Origin of the sequence: Nonomuraea sp. NPDC049625 (assembly GCF_040675285.1) — a bacterium.
Lineage (GTDB): Bacteria > Actinomycetota > Actinomycetes > Streptosporangiales > Streptosporangiaceae > Nonomuraea > Nonomuraea angiospora_A.
Genome location: NZ_JBFAOQ010000013.1, coordinates 92883 through 107731, shown reverse-complemented (window position 1 = coordinate 107731; position 14849 = coordinate 92883). Strand labels below are relative to the sequence as shown.

General features: G+C 71.5%; 13 protein-coding genes. 5 read left to right on the top strand and 8 right to left on the bottom strand.

All coding sequences use genetic code 11. From position 1 onward, the window contains the following. Window positions 1-34: 34 nt before the first annotated feature. A complete protein-coding gene (locus AB0J87_RS42885) occupies window positions 35-586 on the bottom strand; it encodes a DUF1707 and FHA domain-containing protein (protein WP_350729636.1) in 552 nt (183 codons plus the stop codon). 88 nt (window positions 587-674) lie between these two features. Between AB0J87_RS42885 and AB0J87_RS42880 the strand changes: the two genes are divergently transcribed. From AB0J87_RS42880 to AB0J87_RS42870, 3 genes are read left to right on the top strand one after another with little or no spacing between them, the layout of a single operon-like run. Further along, window positions 675-1196, top strand: coding sequence for a PadR family transcriptional regulator (locus AB0J87_RS42880; protein WP_355208797.1), 522 nt, complete (start codon window positions 675-677; stop codon window positions 1194-1196). After that, a complete protein-coding gene (locus AB0J87_RS42875) occupies window positions 1193-1873 on the top strand; it encodes an ABC transporter ATP-binding protein (protein WP_363976130.1) in 681 nt (226 codons plus the stop codon). Before AB0J87_RS42880 ends, AB0J87_RS42875 begins: the two co-directional genes overlap by 4 nt. Further along, on the top strand, window positions 1870-4425 hold the full coding sequence (locus AB0J87_RS42870; RefSeq protein ID WP_363976127.1) for an FtsX-like permease family protein: 2556 nt from the start codon (window positions 1870-1872) through the stop codon (window positions 4423-4425). The genes AB0J87_RS42875 and AB0J87_RS42870 overlap by 4 nt, the downstream gene beginning before the upstream one ends. On the opposite strand, the gene AB0J87_RS42865 is transcribed toward AB0J87_RS42870, so the two are convergent. Together AB0J87_RS42865 and AB0J87_RS42860 are read right to left on the bottom strand one after the other, a co-directional pair. Continuing rightward, window positions 4385-5746 carry an MFS transporter gene (locus tag AB0J87_RS42865; RefSeq protein ID WP_363976124.1) on the bottom strand — a complete coding sequence of 454 codons (1362 nt, stop codon included), beginning with the start codon at window positions 5744-5746 and terminating at the stop codon, window positions 4385-4387. The genes AB0J87_RS42870 and AB0J87_RS42865 overlap by 41 nt on opposite strands. Before the next feature lie 97 nt (window positions 5747-5843). After that, a complete protein-coding gene (locus AB0J87_RS42860) occupies window positions 5844-6605 on the bottom strand; it encodes a hypothetical protein (RefSeq protein ID WP_350729645.1) in 762 nt (253 codons plus the stop codon). A gap of 333 nt (window positions 6606-6938) precedes the next feature. Between AB0J87_RS42860 and serA the strand changes: the two genes are divergently transcribed. Then, complete coding sequence (gene serA / locus AB0J87_RS42855) at window positions 6939-8528, top strand: phosphoglycerate dehydrogenase (protein ID WP_363976120.1); 1590 nt, start codon at window positions 6939-6941, stop codon at window positions 8526-8528. Window positions 8529-8879: 351 nt separating this feature from the next. On the opposite strand, the gene AB0J87_RS42850 is transcribed toward serA, so the two are convergent. From AB0J87_RS42850 to AB0J87_RS42830, 5 genes are read right to left on the bottom strand one after another with little or no spacing between them, the layout of a single operon-like run. Beyond that, window positions 8880-9695: a class I SAM-dependent methyltransferase gene (locus tag AB0J87_RS42850; RefSeq protein WP_363976117.1), complete on the bottom strand. Its 816-nt coding sequence runs from the start codon at window positions 9693-9695 to the stop codon at window positions 8880-8882. Between the two features lie 4 nt (window positions 9696-9699). Beyond that, window positions 9700-10551 carry an ROK family protein gene (locus tag AB0J87_RS42845; RefSeq protein WP_363976114.1) on the bottom strand — a complete coding sequence of 284 codons (852 nt, stop codon included), beginning with the start codon at window positions 10549-10551 and terminating at the stop codon, window positions 9700-9702. Continuing rightward, on the bottom strand, window positions 10548-11732 hold the full coding sequence (locus AB0J87_RS42840; protein WP_363976111.1) for a sugar ABC transporter permease: 1185 nt from the start codon (window positions 11730-11732) through the stop codon (window positions 10548-10550). The genes AB0J87_RS42845 and AB0J87_RS42840 overlap by 4 nt, the downstream gene beginning before the upstream one ends. Next, window positions 11729-12448, bottom strand: coding sequence for an ATP-binding cassette domain-containing protein (locus tag AB0J87_RS42835; RefSeq protein WP_363976108.1), 720 nt, complete (start codon window positions 12446-12448; stop codon window positions 11729-11731). The genes AB0J87_RS42840 and AB0J87_RS42835 overlap by 4 nt, the downstream gene beginning before the upstream one ends. After that, window positions 12449-13552, bottom strand: coding sequence for a sugar ABC transporter substrate-binding protein (locus AB0J87_RS42830; protein WP_363976105.1), 1104 nt, complete (start codon window positions 13550-13552; stop codon window positions 12449-12451). 100 nt (window positions 13553-13652) lie between these two features. On the opposite strand from AB0J87_RS42830, the gene AB0J87_RS42825 reads away from it, so the two are divergent. After that, window positions 13653-14819: an ROK family transcriptional regulator gene (locus AB0J87_RS42825; protein WP_363976102.1), complete on the top strand. Its 1167-nt coding sequence runs from the start codon at window positions 13653-13655 to the stop codon at window positions 14817-14819. Window positions 14820-14849 lie beyond the last annotated feature (30 nt).

The following is a 14849-nucleotide window of genomic DNA, read 5'->3' as shown; positions in this document are numbered from 1 at the left end:
ATCCGTATTTGTCGGGCGACTCTGGGCGGAGGCGTCAGAAGGACGGCTGGCCCGAGCTCACCATGAAACCGCAGTCGCCGAACGAGATCTCGTCACCCGACCGCACCCGCGCCGGCCCCACCAGCCGCCACCCGTTGAGCCGGGTGCCGTTGAGCGAGCCGAGGTCCACCAGCATCCACTCGCCGTCGTCCTCGCGGCGCAGCTCGGCGTGGACCCGGGAGACGGTTAAGTCCGACAGGACGAGGTCGCACGCCGACCCGCGCCCCACCACGTAACGCAGCCGGTCGTCGTCGGGCAGCGCCAGCTTGGGCAGCCGGGGCCGCCGCCACGCGGACTGCACCCGGGTGGTGAACTCGGAGACCGACGCGACGGCGTCGGTCAGCCGCTGCCGGATCGTCGGCTTGCGCGGCAGGTCCGCGACCAGCTTGTCGAGCTCGTGCCGGTTCTGCGCGCGCAGCGCCTGGTCAACCCGGCCTACGAACGTGTCGTGGGAGATCCGGCCCTCCACGGCCTGGTCCCTGAGCTCCCCGATCGCGCGGTCGCGTTCCCCGTCTGATGCGCGAAAAGGCGGCTGCGTCGAGCTCATGTAGCGAGTATCGGACCGAAGGGCGCTCGCTGTCCAGAAAACACGGATCGCTTGCGATGGGCATACTCAGTATGCATACTCAGTATCCATGTCGATAAGACACGGACTGCTCGCGTTGCTGAGCAGCGGACCGCGTTACGGCTATCAGCTCAGGGTTGAGTTCGAGACGTCCACAGGGGCGACCTGGCCGCTGAACATCGGCCAGGTCTATACGACGCTCTCCCGGCTTGAGCGAGATGGCCTGGTGGCCCCAGGGGGAGCCGACGAGCAGGGCCGCGCGGTCTACACGATCACCGAGGCCGGCCGGGAGGAGCTGGAGCGATGGTTCAGCACCCCCGTCGCCCAGTCCGACCGGCCTCGGGACGAGCTGGCCATCAAGATCGCGATGGCCGTGGCCGGTGGCCTGGACGTGGCCGAGGTCATCCAGACCCAGCGCGTGGCCACCATGCGCGGGCTGCAGGAGCTGACCCGGGCCAAACGGGCCGCGGCAGGTGGGTTCGCACAGCGGCTGGTCCTCGACTCGCTGATTTTCAAGGCCGAGGCGGAGCAGCGCTGGCTGGACCACTGCGAGGCCGTTTCCAAGCAGATGTCCAAGGAGCAAGAGCGATGACTGTGGTGAGTTTGCGGGACGTGACCCGCGAGCATGGCCAGGTGCAGGCCCTGAAGGGCGTGAGCCTGGAGGTGGCGGCGGGGGAGCTGGTCGCGGTCATGGGCCCGTCGGGCTCTGGCAAGTCGACGTTGCTCAACGTGGCGGGCGGTCTCGACCGGCCCACCTCGGGGACCGTGACCATCGAGGGCGAGGACCTGACCAGGGTGAAGGACCTGGCCGCGCTCAGGCGCACCAGCGTTGGATACGTCTTCCAGGACCTGAACCTCATCCCGTCCCTGACGGCCGCCGAGAACGTGATGCTGCCGAGGGAGCTCGACGGCGTGCGCTCCGGGACCGCCCGCGAGGAGGCGCTGGCCGTGCTCGCCGAGGTGGGGGCCGGGGAGGTCGCCGGCCGTTTCCCCGAGGAGCTGTCCGGCGGGCAGCGCCAGCGTGTGGCCATCGCCAGGGCGCTGGTCGGCGATCGGCGGCTGCTGCTGGCCGACGAGCCGACCGGCGCGCTCGACACCGCCACCGGGGACGAGATCCTGCAGCTGCTGCGCAACCGTTGCGACGCCGGCGCGGCGGTCCTGCTGGTCACCCACGAACCGCGGTACGCGGGCTGGGCCGACCGGGTGGTCTACCTGCGTGACGGCGTGATCGTGGAGTCGAGCGCCGTGCGGCTGGAGAGCGCCCGATGAGCGCGTTCCGCGCCGCGCTGCGCATCTCCCGCAGGGACGCCCTGCGTTTCAAGGGCCGGACCGCGCTGATCATGGTGATGATCGGCCTGCCCGTCCTGGTCATCACGGCGGTGCTCACCGGCGCCGCCACCACGAGCATCACCAGCCGCGACAAGCTGGACTCGACGTTGGGGGCGGCCGACGCCCGCATCGCCACGACCCCGTTCCGCACCCCGGTCGAGCAGAGCGCGGACGGGGAGATCACCAATTTGCGCCAATCGCAGAGTCCCGAGCGGCCGTGGACGCCCGCCGAGATCGGCACGCTGCTCCAGGGCCGCCTGCTCCGCTACCAGGCGAACGTCGTCCAGGCCCGCCTGGCGGACGGCTACAGCCGGGTCGATGTGTTCGAGGCCGATCTGCGCGACCCCTTGACCAGGGGGATGCGCCACCTGGTCGAGGGCAGGTTCGCCGCCGCACCCGGTGAGGTCGCCGTGTCCCCCGCGCTGATCGACAGCGGTGTCCGGGTCGGCGACACGATCAAGACGTGGCGGCCGGACCGCACCGTGCGGGTGGTCGGGGTCGCCGAGCACCCGAACCGGCCCGGCCTGCGCGAGATGCTCGCCCTGCCGGAAGGGCTGCTCCCGCACCAGAACGACGGCAACGACAGCGGCTGGCTCATCGACACCGCCGCCCCCGTCCAGCAGCCGGACGTGCAGAGGCTCAACAAGGTGGGCCTGGGCGTCAAGTCCCGGTTCCTGATCGAGCGCTCCGGCGCCGGCGACTCCGGGCCCCGGGACCTGCACGGGCTGGTCGAGCTGGGTGTCGGCGTCGTGCTCATCGTGACCGAGACCGTCCTGCTCGCGGGCCCCGCCTTCGCTGTAGGGCTGCGCCGCAGGCGCAGGGAGCTCGCCGTGATCGCCGCGCAGGGCGGCTCCGGGCGGCACCTCAAGACCATCGTGCTGGCCGACGGCCTGGTGCTCGGCGGCGCGGCGGCCCTGCTGGGCGCCGCCCTGGGCATCGGCGCCGGGCTGCTGGGGGAGTGGCTCGCGGCCCGCCGGCTGGACTGGACGCACGGTCCGGCGGACGTGCCCTGGGCGCAGGTGCTCGGCGTGGCCGCGCTGGGCGTGGTGAGCGCGCTGACCGCGGCGATCGTGCCCGCGATCCAGGCGAGCCGGCAGAGCCCCGTGCACGTGCTCGCCGGGCGTGCCGCCGTGGACACGTCCGGCCGCGCGGGCCGTCCCGTGCTCGGGGCCGTGCTGGTGCTGCTCGGGCTGGCCGCGACGGGGGTCGCCCTGCACCGGGGCCTGCTGTCGGTCGCGCTGGCCTCTATGCCGGTGGTGTTCGGGCTGGTCGCGCTGATGCCGTGGCTGGTCCAGGCCACGGGGCGGCTCGCCGGGCGGCTGCCGCTCCCGCTGCGCCTGTCCGTGCGCGACGCCTCCCGCCACCGCGTCCGTACGGCCTCCGCCACCGCCGCGGTCATGGCGGCCACGATGGGAGCCGTCACGCTGGGCATCGGCCTCAACAGCGACTATGTCGACCAGGAGGCGAAACGCAACTCGATCGTCCCCGCGGACACCATGGTGATCGGTGCCTGGAAGGCGGACGATCAGGGGTGGGCGCGGGTGCGGGAGCTCGTGCAGCGGAAGCTGCCGGGGGTGAGCCTGGTCAACGGGCTGAACGTGATGGACGCGCGGGGCGAGCCCCTCAGCCTGAGCGTCGCCCTGCCGGAGGGCTGCACGTCCCCGTGCGACCCCCGCGATCATGACTACGGCCCCGCGGAGGTGGCCGACGAGGAGGTGCTCGCCTTCCTCCAGAAACGCAGGGATCCGCAGGCGGCGGCGGCACTGGCGGCGGGCAAGGCCGTGGCGTTCAGCCCGGGCGCCGTGCGCGACGGCGTGATCAGGATCGGGGTCGGTGACTGGGACGGGGAGCCGGTCACGACCCTCCGGGTTCCCGCCGTGGCGGCGGCGCCGGCCGACGTCGGTCAGACAGGCGTGCTGATCCCGCCGTCCGTGCTGACCCAGGCGGGGTTCAAGGTGTCGCAGCGGACCTTCTACGCGGCGTACACAGATATCGACGATCAGCGGCTGACCACGGAGATCAGGGTCCTTGTCGGAGATCAGGCCTACGCCCTCGCGGAGCGGGGCAACGCCGAGAGCCGCTTCTTCACCCTGACGATCCTGCTCGTGGCCGCGCTGGTCCTGGTGCTCGGCGGCACGTTCGCGGCCACCGGGCTGGCCGCCGCCGACATGCGCCCGGACCTCGACACCCTGTCCGCGGTCGGCGGGACGGCGCGGGTCCGCAGGCTCGTGGTGGCGGCCCAGGCGGCCTACATCTCCGGCCTCGGCGCCCTGGTGGGCCTGGCGGCGGGCACCGTCAGCGGCATCGCGCTGACCTGGCCGCTGACCCGGAGGGTTTACGGGATCATGGACCTGTTCAACCCGGGAGCCACGACGATCGCCGTCCCCTGGCTCTTCCTGGCCGGGGTCGTGGTGGGGCTGCCCCTGCTGGCGGCGCTGACGGCGGGGTTGTTCACGCGGACGCGTCTGGTGCTGGCGCGCCGGGTGGCGTGAGGCGGTACTTCAGCGTCATCAGCACCGACAGGAAGATGATCAGTGCCGGGACCGCGGTCTGCCCGATCAAAACCGCGGTCACCGCGCTGTCCGGCTGCTCGACCGGCCTGCTGGGCTCGGACTCGATGAAACCGCCGATCGACAGGATCACCCCGAAGATCAGCGCGCCGAACGCGCTGACGCCGCTCTCGATGGCCGTCCACAGCCCGGTCAGCACGCCCGCCCGCCGCTTGCCGGTCTCGGCGGCGTCCACCGCGATCACGTCCGCCAGCATCGAGAACTGCAGCAACTGCACCCCCGCGTAGCCGACGCCGACCACCAGGATCGTCACGTGCGCCCACACGATGCCGAGGACCGGCGTGGCCAGGGCAGCCGTCGTGCCGCCGGCGTACAGGAGCGCCGCCAGGATCATCGCGCCCCGCTTGTCGAAGCGCTTGGCCAGGCGTACCCACAGCGGCATCGTCAGCAGGATCGGGCCGACCAGCGCGGCGAAGAGCGTCTGCGTGGCCTTCGGCGAGCCGAGCGTGTACGCGGCGAAGTACGGCGCGGCGGCCAGCATCATGCTCACGGCGAGCATCTGCGTGCAGGCCAGCATGGTCAGCCACAGGAACGGCCGGTTGCCCTTGATCGCGGCGAACTGCTCGCGCCACCCTCCCCGGTCCGCCTCCGGCGCGCCGGTCATGGGCGCGCGGGCCGTGCCGAAGAAGGAGCCCAGCATGGCGAGAAGCAGGATGACCGCGATCACCGTGGCCATCAGCCGGTAGCTGTCCAGCGTGCCGTGCTCGCCCTGGCTCGTGACGATGGCCGGGGCGAGCACGCCGCTGACCGCGGTGGCCGCGCCGATGAAGATCATGCGCCACTGCAGCAGCGAGGTGCGCTCGTGGTAGTCGTGGGTCATCTCGCCGGGCATCGCCTTGTACGGCACCTCGAACAGCGCGTACGCCGTCGCCGTCACGAGGAAGCACACCCCCACGTAGAGCGCGGCGGGCACGCCCGTCAGCGGCGGCCCCGCGAACACCAGGAAGAACGCGATCGGCAGCGTGCAGGCGCCCGCCAGCAGCCAGGGCCGCCGGGGGCCCAGCCGCGACCGGGTCCGGTCCGACCAGCGGCCGATCAGCGGGTTGACGATCAGGTCCCAGACCTTGGGCGCGGTCACCACGACCCCGGCCAGCCAGGCGGGCACGGCCAGGAAATTGGTCATGTAGTACAGCAGGAGCAGGCCGGGCACGGTGCTGACCGTGGCCGTGCAGAAGGACCCGACGCCGTAGCCGAGGCGCACGCCCCTGGAGACCGTGGACGAGCGCACCGCCGGTGTGATCATTTACTCATTGAACCCGAGCGAGGGCTTGTTCGGGAGGGCCCACTTTTTCCCATGCCGCGGGGCCCGATCACCCGGGCCCCGCGCCATATGGCTCGCGTCAGTCGATAACGTTCGCGCACACCACGTGCGCGCCGATCTCGATCATCCGTTGCTCGCTGCGCGCGTCCGCCACCCTCGCCATGAGGATCGGCGCACCGGAGGCCGCGAACTGCGGCAGCCGGGCGCGTACCAGGCGGTGCAGGTCGCGTACGACGTCCTCGGCGGCCGACATGTGCACCTTCACGTGCAGCATGATCCCCGGAGCCCCGGACGCCGTGCGCGCCTCGGAGATCCAGACGTGGTGCACCAGCGGGAAGTCCATGAGCAGCAGCCCGATGGCCTGCCGCAGCGCGGGCAGGATCGGATGCGCGCACCGCCGGTAGCCGGGGTCCACCTGCTGCATGGGCCCCGACAGGTGCGGCCGGGGCGCGGGCACCCACGGCAGCGTCGGCGCCTGCGGAGTCGGAGGTGCCACCTGGGCCAGCGCGGCACCGCGTGACACGGTCGCCATCGCCCCCGTCGCGTACGCGGCAGGCACCGCCCCCGAGAGGACGGGCGTCGGCCCCGAACGCGACGAGGACATGAAGCGCTGGAGGTCGTCGATGGGCACGGCCGCGGCGGCTGGTCCGGCCGCGTCGATCACGATCTCCCGCACGCCGGTGACGCGCTGGATGTCCAGGATGGTGTCGGCGTCGCACGCCGATAGGGAATGACTGCCGCGGTGCCTGGCATAGGTGACAGAGCCGGTGTAACCGAGCAACACCCGGTCTCCGGCCTGGGTCGTCCCGAGGACGACCGAGCGGTCTGACCGCACTGCCACCAGGACTCCACCGTCGGCGAGAGCGCTCAGCAGGCGATGCGGAGTGCCATGCTGAGCGAGCGCGTCGGCAAGCGCAGGATTCCCGATGCTCATAAGACGAACCCTAGGTACTCGGCCACGGCTTATCAGGCTAATGGCGAATAAATCTCCCGATCAAGACAAAGATGTGAGCGGAGTGGATGAGTTTCTTCCTCCGGGGGTAGAGCGGAGCTGTCTCACATCGTGGGTGCCTCGTGAACGCGTTCACAAGCGCCGGATAGAATCTGTGGGACCGTCGGGGGATCCGTGGACGTGTCCCCCGAATGCCCGCCGTGCCGTTAAGGATCCACACCAGTGAACAAGCCCGTCGTTCTGGTCGCAGAGGAGCTGTCCGAGGCTGGCCTCGCCGTACTCGGCGCTGATTTCGAGGTCCGCCACACCGACGGCGCCGACCGTTCCCAGCTGCTGCCCGCCCTCGCCGGGGTGGACGCCCTGATCGTGCGCTCCGCCACGCAGGTCGACGCCGAGGCCATCGCCGCGGCGCCGAAGCTGCGCGTGGTCGCCCGCGCCGGCGTCGGCCTCGACAACGTCGACGTCGAAGCCGCCACCAAGGCCGGTGTCATGGTCGTCAACGCGCCGACCTCCAACATCACCAGCGCCGCCGAGCAGACCCTCGCGCTCATCCTGGCCAGCGCGCGCAACACGGCCCAGGCCCACGCCGCGCTGAAGAACGGGGAGTGGAAGCGCTCCAAGTACACCGGTGTCGAGCTCGACGAGAAGGTCATCGGCATCCTCGGTCTGGGCAAGATCGGGCAGCTCGTGGCCCAGCGGCTGCAGCCGTTCGGCGTCGAGCTGATCGCCTACGACCCCTACCTGCCGCCGGCTCGCGCCGCGCAGATGGGCGTCAAGCTCCTCAGCCTTGAAGAGGTGCTCAAGCAGGCCGACTTCATCACCGTCCACCTGCCCAAGTCCAAGGAGACCCTCGGTCTCATCGGCGACAGGGAGCTGCACCAGGTCAAGCCGTCGGTGCGCATCATCAACGTCGCCCGCGGCGGCATCGTGGACGAGGGCGCCCTCTACTCGGCGATCAAGGAGGGGCGCGTCGCGGGAGCGGGCCTCGACGTGTTCTCCAAGGAGCCGTGCACCGACAGCCCCCTGTTCGAGCTCGACCAGGTCGTCGTCACGCCGCACCTGGGCGCCTCCACGCACGAGGCCCAGGAGAAGGCCGGCACCCAGGTCGCGCGGAGCGTGAAGCTGGCGCTCGCGGGCGAGTTCGTGCCGGACGCGGTCAACGTCCAGGGCGGCGTGGTGGCCGAGGACGTCAAGCCGGGCCTGCCGCTGGCCGAGAAGCTCGGCCGCGTCTTCACCGCGCTGGCCGGTGAGGTGGCCACCAAGCTCGACGTCGAGGTGCGCGGTGAGATCGCCTCCGAGGACGTGCGGGTGATCGAGCTGGCCGCCCTCAAGGGCGTGTTCACCGACGTGATCGAGGAGCAGGTCACGTACGTCAACGCGCCGCTGCTGGCCAAGGACCGCGGTCTCAACGTGGAGCTGGTGACCAGCTCGGAGAGCCCCGACTGGCGCAACGTGGTGACCGTGCGCGGCGTGCTCGCCGACGGCCGCCAGGTCTCGGTGTCCGGCACGCTCTCCGGCCCGCGCCAGATCACGAAGATCGTCGAGGTCAACGGCTACGAGATGGAGATCGAGCCGACGGCCCACCTGGCGTTCTTCACCTACACCGACCGTCCCGGCATCGTCGGCGTGGTCGGCCGTCTCCTCGGCGAGCACAGCGTCAACATCGCCTCGATGCAGGTGGCCCGCTCCACCAAGGGCGGCAACGCGCTCATCGCGCTGACCGTCGACTCGGCGATCCCGGCCGACGTGATCGACCAGATCGGGAACGAGATCGGCGCCGAGAGCGGCCGCTCCGTGGACCTGGAGGGCTGAGCCTCCTGCCCGGCCTGAAGGCCGTCACCCGGTTCCGGGTGGCGGCCTTTGTTGTCTCAGCATGCAAGATACTAGGACATCCAATGAGATTGCTGGGGTACTGTTGCTGGTAATGCGCCAGGTGCTCGTACTTATTACCTGCCGCGGCGGGGCCTGTTAGGGCAGGTCGACGACTCGCCGCGGAGCGTCGTGGTGTCGGCCAATAAGTCCCATTCGTCCGCCGAACGGCTCGCGAAATGAGATGAGTCACATGTACGAGATGTATGCCTGGAACCGTGCCGAGGAGCATGAGGACGAGGCCGCGCAGGCCCTGCAGACCGCCCTGGACCGCAGGGACAACGGCGGCGCCCCTCAGAACCCGAGCCGGTAGAACACCGCCGCCCGCTTCACCCCCGGCAGCAGCCCGGCGATCCGGGCCGCGACGCGGTGCGGCGTCGGCAGGCGGTCGAACCCCTCGATGTCGAACGCGCTCACCGCGCTCAGGCAACGCAACCTCGGATGGATCGCCAGCAGCTCGCCCGGCCCGTCGATTCCCCAGACCAGGTGGGCGTCCGCCTTGCGCACCGGCCTGTTGAGCTTCTGCGTCTTGAGCCCGAGCGGGCTCACCGCGTCGAAGACGAACTGGCCGCCGGGGAAGCGGTCGACGATCGCCATGATGAGGGCCCGGCCCTCGCCGGGGTCGAGATAGTAGAGCAGGCCCTCGGCCACGACCAGCACAGGGGCGTGGCCCGGGACCTGCTCCAGCCACTTCAGCTCGGTGACCGACGAGCCGATCAGGCGGTAGCCGGGCCGCTCGGGGAACAGGCGCCGCCGCAGCTCGATCACGTCGGGGTAGTCCACGTCGTACCAGCGGACGCTGGGCGGCGGGTCCAGCCGGTGGACGCGGGTGTCGAGGCCGCAGCCCAGGTGGAGCACGGTGGCCTCGGGATGGGTGGCCAGGAACCCGGCCGCCCACCGGTCGATGAACCGCGCCCTGATCGCGACCGAGACGGCCAGGCCGGCGTTCATCCCGGTCTCGGTGAAGTCGTGGTCGATGCGTTCGACCGCCTCGGCGGCCAGGTCGTCGCCGAGGATCGGATCCGGGGACCGCGCGTCCAGCGCCCGCCCGTACAGGGTCGCGAGCAGGGTGGCCTTCTCCCCGGTGAGATGCACCTGCTCCAGTGCCATACCCCTACGCTACCGCCGCGCGGGCCAGCGCCAGCGCGCCCAGCAGGGGCGCGTCGTCCGCGAAGCGGGCCGGGCGCACCTCCGGCGGGAACGGCACCGCCCGGCCGACCTCGGCCGCCAGCCTCGGCAGGATCAGCTCCGCCGCGCCCATCATGCCGCCGCCGACCACCAGGCGCTCGGGATCGAGGACCACGCACAGGTTCGCCACGCTCATGGCCAGCGTCCGCAGCGCCTCGTCCACCAGCTCCCGCGCGTGACCTCCGCCCAGGAGCTCGGCCGCCGTGACGGGGCGGCCCAGGAGGGCGGTGCCGCGGGCGGCCAGCGCGCCGCCCGCGACGCGCTCCTCCAGGGGCACCCGGCCGTCGGCGAAGGCGGGCTCGCCCGGCGTCACCTGGAGGTAGCCGATCTCGCCTGCCGCGCCGTGGGCGCCCGGCACCACCCGGCCGTCCACCACCAGGGCCGCCGCCAGGCCGGTGCCCAGGTTCAGGTAGACGCCCGTGGAGACCCCGCGCAGAGCGCCCCAGCGCAGCTCCGCGGCGGCCGCCGCGTTCACGTCGTTGTCGATGGACACCGGAGTGGCGCCGTACGCCTCCTGGAGCAGCCTCGGCAGTTCGAGGCCCTCCCAGCCGGGGACGTTCGGGGCGAGCCGCACCACGCCATCGCGGATCACCCCGCACGTCGAGAAGCCCACCGCGGCGGGCGCGCCGTCCAGGGCCCGGGCCGCCGCGAGCGCCCGCGCGAGCGTGTCAGGCCCGGTGTCCAGGCGGACGTGGGCGGACAGCGCGGGGCCGTCGGCCGTGGACACCCCGATGGCCACCTTCGTCCCGCCCACGTCGATGCCCAGAACCCGGGTCACCGGGCGGCGCCCCTGCGGGCGAGCGAGTCGATGGCCACGGCCAGCGCCAGCACCGCGGCGGTCACCATGAACCGCACCGAGGAGTCCACGCTGAGCAGGTACATGCCGTTGGAGATGGCCTGGATGACCAGGACGCCGAGCAGCGCGTCGTAGGCCCGGCCGCGCCCGCCGAACAGCGAGGTGCCGCCGATGACCGCGGTGGCGATCGCCATGAGGAGGATGTCGCTGCCGCCCGAGCCCTGGTTGACGGCCGACAGGCGGCTGGCGGCGAGGATGCCCCCGGCCGCGGCCAGCGTGGAGGCCAGCATGAACGCGAGGATCCTGATCCTGGTGACGTTGATGCCGGCGCGCCTGGCGGCCTCGGCGTTGCCGCCGACGGCGTACAGGTGCCGCCCGAACGTGGTGTGCCTCAGCATGAGGTCGAGCAGCACCACCAGCGCCCCGAAGATGATCAGCAGGAGCGGCACGCCGCGGTCCGCCGACATGACGATCACCGCCGCGGCGAGCAGCACCGCCAGCCCGCCCGCCTTGGCCAGCGACCACCACAGCGGCGTCACCGGCAGCCCGGCCGCCAGCCGCAGCCTCCTGACCGCGAGCGACGCGCCCGCCGACACGGCCACCAGGGCCGCCGCGACCGTCCACGCGAGCCAGCCCGGCAGCCAGGTGTCGCTCAGCTTGGAGATGAAGCCGGTGAACGGCAGGTTGATCGTCCCGCCCTGCCGCAGCAGGTAGAGCAGCAGGCCGAGCCAGCCCATCAGCCCGGCCAGCGTCACGACGAACGACGGCATCCGCAGCTTGGTCAGCATCAGGCCGTGCAGGAACCCGATCGCCGCGCCCACGGCGAGCGCCAGGAGGATGGCGAGCAGCGGGTTCCAGCCCTGCTTGACGTGGACGATCGTCATGATCGTGGCGCACAGACCGCTGACCGAGCCCGCCGACAGGTCGATCTCGCCGAGCAGCAGCACCATGATGATGCCGAGCGCGATCGTGCCGGTGGCGGCCATCTGGAGCACGAGGTTGGTGAGGTTCTCGGGGGACAGGAAGCGGTCGTTGAGCGTGCTGAACACGATCGCGATCGCGATCAGCCCGCCGACCACCGGCCATGCGCCGACGTCCCCCTGGCGCAGCCGCTCGACGGCGACCTTCGGCGTGTACGGGCTGCGTACCAGCGTGTCGGTCATGTCCCCGCCCCCGTGATCGCGGCCACGATCTCCTCCTGGGAGGCGGTGGCCGTGGTGAACTCACCGGCGTTGCGGCCCAGCCGCAGCACCACCACGCGGTCGCTCACCGCGCGTACGTCGGCGAGGTTGTGCGAGATGACCAGCACCGCGAGCCCGCGCTCGCGCAGCCGCCCGATCAGCGCCAGCACCTGCGCCGTCTGCTCGACCCCCAGGGCCGCCGTGGGCTCGTCGAGGATGACCAGCCGCGGCTCGCCGATGAGCGCCCTGGCGATGGCCACCGACTGCCGCTGGCCGCCCGACAGCATGGCGACCGGCACCCTGATGTCCCTGATGCGCACGTCGAGCTGGCCGAGGAGGTCGCGGGTCGCGCGTTCCATGGCGATGTGGCGCAGCAGCGAGCCGCGGCGGCGCTCGGTGCCCAGGAAGAGGTTGGCCACGACGTCGAGGTTCTCGCAGAGCGCGAGGTCCTGGTAGACGGTCGAGACGCCGAGGGCCTGCGCGTCGTGCGGGTTGGCGATCCTGACCGGCGAGCCGTCCACGATGATCGTGCCGGCGTCCGGCGTCACGACCCCCGAGATGGCCTTGACCAGCGTGGACTTGCCCGCGCCGTTGTCGCCCATGAGGGCCACGACCTCGCCGGGGCGCAGGTCCAGGCGGGCCCCGTCGAGCGCCTGGACCGCCCCGTACCGTTTGGAGATGTCTGTCGCCGAGAGCATCTACTCGATGCCCTGCTTCTCACAGGCGGCCTTGACCTCGCCCGTGCAGAGCTGGGCGGCGGTGTAGAAGCCGTCCTTCACGATCGTGTCCTTGACCTTGTCGGCCGTGACGGGGATGGGGTCGAGGAGGAACGCCGGGATGTCGGCCGCGCCGTTGTTGACCTTGGCGGGCGCGGTGGGCTGCTCGCCCTTGGCGACGGCGACGGCGAGCTCGGCGGACTTCTCCGCCTCCGCCCTGATGTCCAGATATATGGTCATGTACTGCTCGCCGGTGAGGATGCGCTGGACGGCGGCCAGCTCGGCGTCCTGGCCGGTGATCGGCGGGAGCTGCTTGTAGCCCGCGCGCTTCATGGCCGAGATCGCGCCGCCCGCCATGCCGTCGTTCGCGGACAGCACGCCCGTGATGGTGTCCTTGCCCAGCGCGGTGATGGCCTGCTCCATCTCCTGCTGCGCCTTGTCGGGGCTCCAGTCCGGCGTGTCGAACTCCCTGCCGACCTTCACCTTCCCGTCCAGCACGCTCTTGGCGCCCTTCTTGTAGTCGGCCGAGCTGGGGTCGGTGGGGGAGCCGTGGATCATCACGATCTGGCCCTTCGCCGCCGTGCCCCTGGCGGTCATGGCGTCGAGCAGGGCCTGGCCCTGCATCTCGCCCACCCGTACGTTGTTGAACGAGACGTAGTACGCGTAGTCGATCCCCGAGATCAGCCGGTCGTAGGCGATGACCGGGACCTTCTTCTGCTTGGCCTGGTTCACCAGGGGAGCCACGGCGTTGGCGTCCACGGCGTCGAGCACGAGCACGTCGGCCTGCTGGGTGAGCGCGGCCTCGACCTGTTGCTGCTGCTTGGGGGCGTCCTGCTCGGCGTTGCTGTAGAGGATCTTGCAGTCGGGGCAGAGCGACTTGACCTTCGCCTCGAACAGCGGGCGGTCGAACGCCTCGTACCGGGTGGTCTTGGACTCGGGCAGGAACAGCGCGATCGTCTTGCCGCCCTGGTTCTGCGTGGTCGTGGTGGTGGCGCCGGTGCCGTTTCCGGCACTGTTCCCGGCGTTTCCGCAGGCGGCGGCCAGGAGGACCGCCGCGACAGGGATTGATCGCCATGCTCGGTGCATCGCACTTCGTCCTTCCGGATGTGCCGCCCCTGTGCTTGGTAAGAAAGGTAATTTACTATCAGGCGAGTTGGCTAGGCTCTGTTTCCTCAAGGAGGGTGAGATGCGGGGCGACCTGGGTAATCCGCGGATGCTGCGAGTGCTGAACGAGCGCCGCCTGCTCGACCATCTTCAGGAGCACGGCCCCGCCTCGCGCACCGACCTCGCCAAGATCACCGGCCTGTCGAAGCCCACGGTGTCCGCGGCCCTGGCCGGGCTGGAGGTGGACGGGCTCGTTCACCTCGTCGGCGAGGTCTCCGGCCGCCCGGGGCCGGTCACGTCCCTGTACGACGTCAACGCCGCCGCCACCCACGTCGCCGGCGTCGACATCGGGCGTGACTGGATCAGGGTCGCCGTCGCCGACCTGCGCGGGAAATTCGCCGGCCGGAGGGACGGGCGCAACACCGCCCTCACCTCCGCCGAACTGGCCCTCCTGGTCGGACAGCTGTGCCGGGCCGCCGCCTACGAGGCCGGCGTCGACTGGCCCGACATCGCCTGCGCCGTCGTCGGCACGCCCGGCGTGTACGACCCGGAGCTCGGGCGCCTGGAGTTCGCCCCCAACCTGCCCGGCTCCGACCTGGCCGAGCGCCTGCGCGCCGAGATGGAGGTCGACCTCGTCATCGAGAACGACATCAACCTGGCCGCCGTCGGCGAGCACACGCACGGGGCGGGGCGCGGCACGTCAAACTTCGCGCTGGTGTCCGTCGGCACCGGCGTCGGGATGGGCATCGTGATCAACGGTGAGCTGTACGTGGGCGCCCGGGGAGCGGCGGGGGAGGTCTCGTACCTGCCCGCGACCGAGGACCCGGCGCCGCCGGCCGGTGACGCCCTGGCCCACGGCGCCACGGAGGCGGTCGCCGCCGCGCCCGGAGTGGTCCGCGCGGCCCGCGCCGCCGGCCTGAGCCTGCGGACGGCCAAGAAGGTCTTCGCCGCGGCGGCCTCCGGCGACAGAGTGGCCCGCTCGGTGGTGGAGGCCGAGGGGCGCCGCATCGGCGGCCTGCTGGTGGCGGTGGCCGCCGTGCTGGATCCGGAGGTGATCGTGCTCAGCGGCGGCGTGGGCCGCAACCTGGACCTCCTGGGGGAGTCCATCGAGGCCCGCATCGCCGAGCTCGGCCCGCTGCGGCCGTCGGTGGTGGCCAGCACGCTGGGGGACAGCGGCGTCCTGCTGGGCGCGGTGGCCCGCGCCAGGACCCGTGCCTGGGAGCTCATCTTCGACGCCCGCCTCCCCTGACCGTCGCGTGGGGAGGCGGACGCCGCAGCC

Bases quoted from the DNA above. Each gene is read 5' to 3' on its own strand.
- AB0J87_RS42875 (WP_363976130.1), top strand. From the start codon at position 1,193: ATGACTGTGGTGAGTTTGCGGGACGTGACCCGCGAGCATGGCCAGGTG.
- AB0J87_RS42885 (WP_350729636.1), bottom strand. From the start codon at position 586: ATGAGCTCGACGCAGCCGCCTTTTCGCGCATCAGACGGGGAACGCGAC.
- AB0J87_RS42865 (WP_363976124.1), bottom strand. From the start codon at position 5,746: ATGATCACACCGGCGGTGCGCTCGTCCACGGTCTCCAGGGGCGTGCGC.
- AB0J87_RS42880 (WP_355208797.1), top strand. From the start codon at position 675: ATGTCGATAAGACACGGACTGCTCGCGTTGCTGAGCAGCGGACCGCGT.
- AB0J87_RS42830 (WP_363976105.1), bottom strand. From the start codon at position 13,552: ATGCACCGAGCATGGCGATCAATCCCTGTCGCGGCGGTCCTCCTGGCC.
- AB0J87_RS42870 (WP_363976127.1), top strand. From the start codon at position 1,870: ATGAGCGCGTTCCGCGCCGCGCTGCGCATCTCCCGCAGGGACGCCCTG.
- AB0J87_RS42840 (WP_363976111.1), bottom strand. From the start codon at position 11,732: ATGACCGACACGCTGGTACGCAGCCCGTACACGCCGAAGGTCGCCGTC.
- AB0J87_RS42850 (WP_363976117.1), bottom strand. From the start codon at position 9,695: ATGGCACTGGAGCAGGTGCATCTCACCGGGGAGAAGGCCACCCTGCTC.
- AB0J87_RS42835 (WP_363976108.1), bottom strand. From the start codon at position 12,448: ATGCTCTCGGCGACAGACATCTCCAAACGGTACGGGGCGGTCCAGGCG.
- AB0J87_RS42825 (WP_363976102.1), top strand. From the start codon at position 13,653: ATGCGGGGCGACCTGGGTAATCCGCGGATGCTGCGAGTGCTGAACGAG.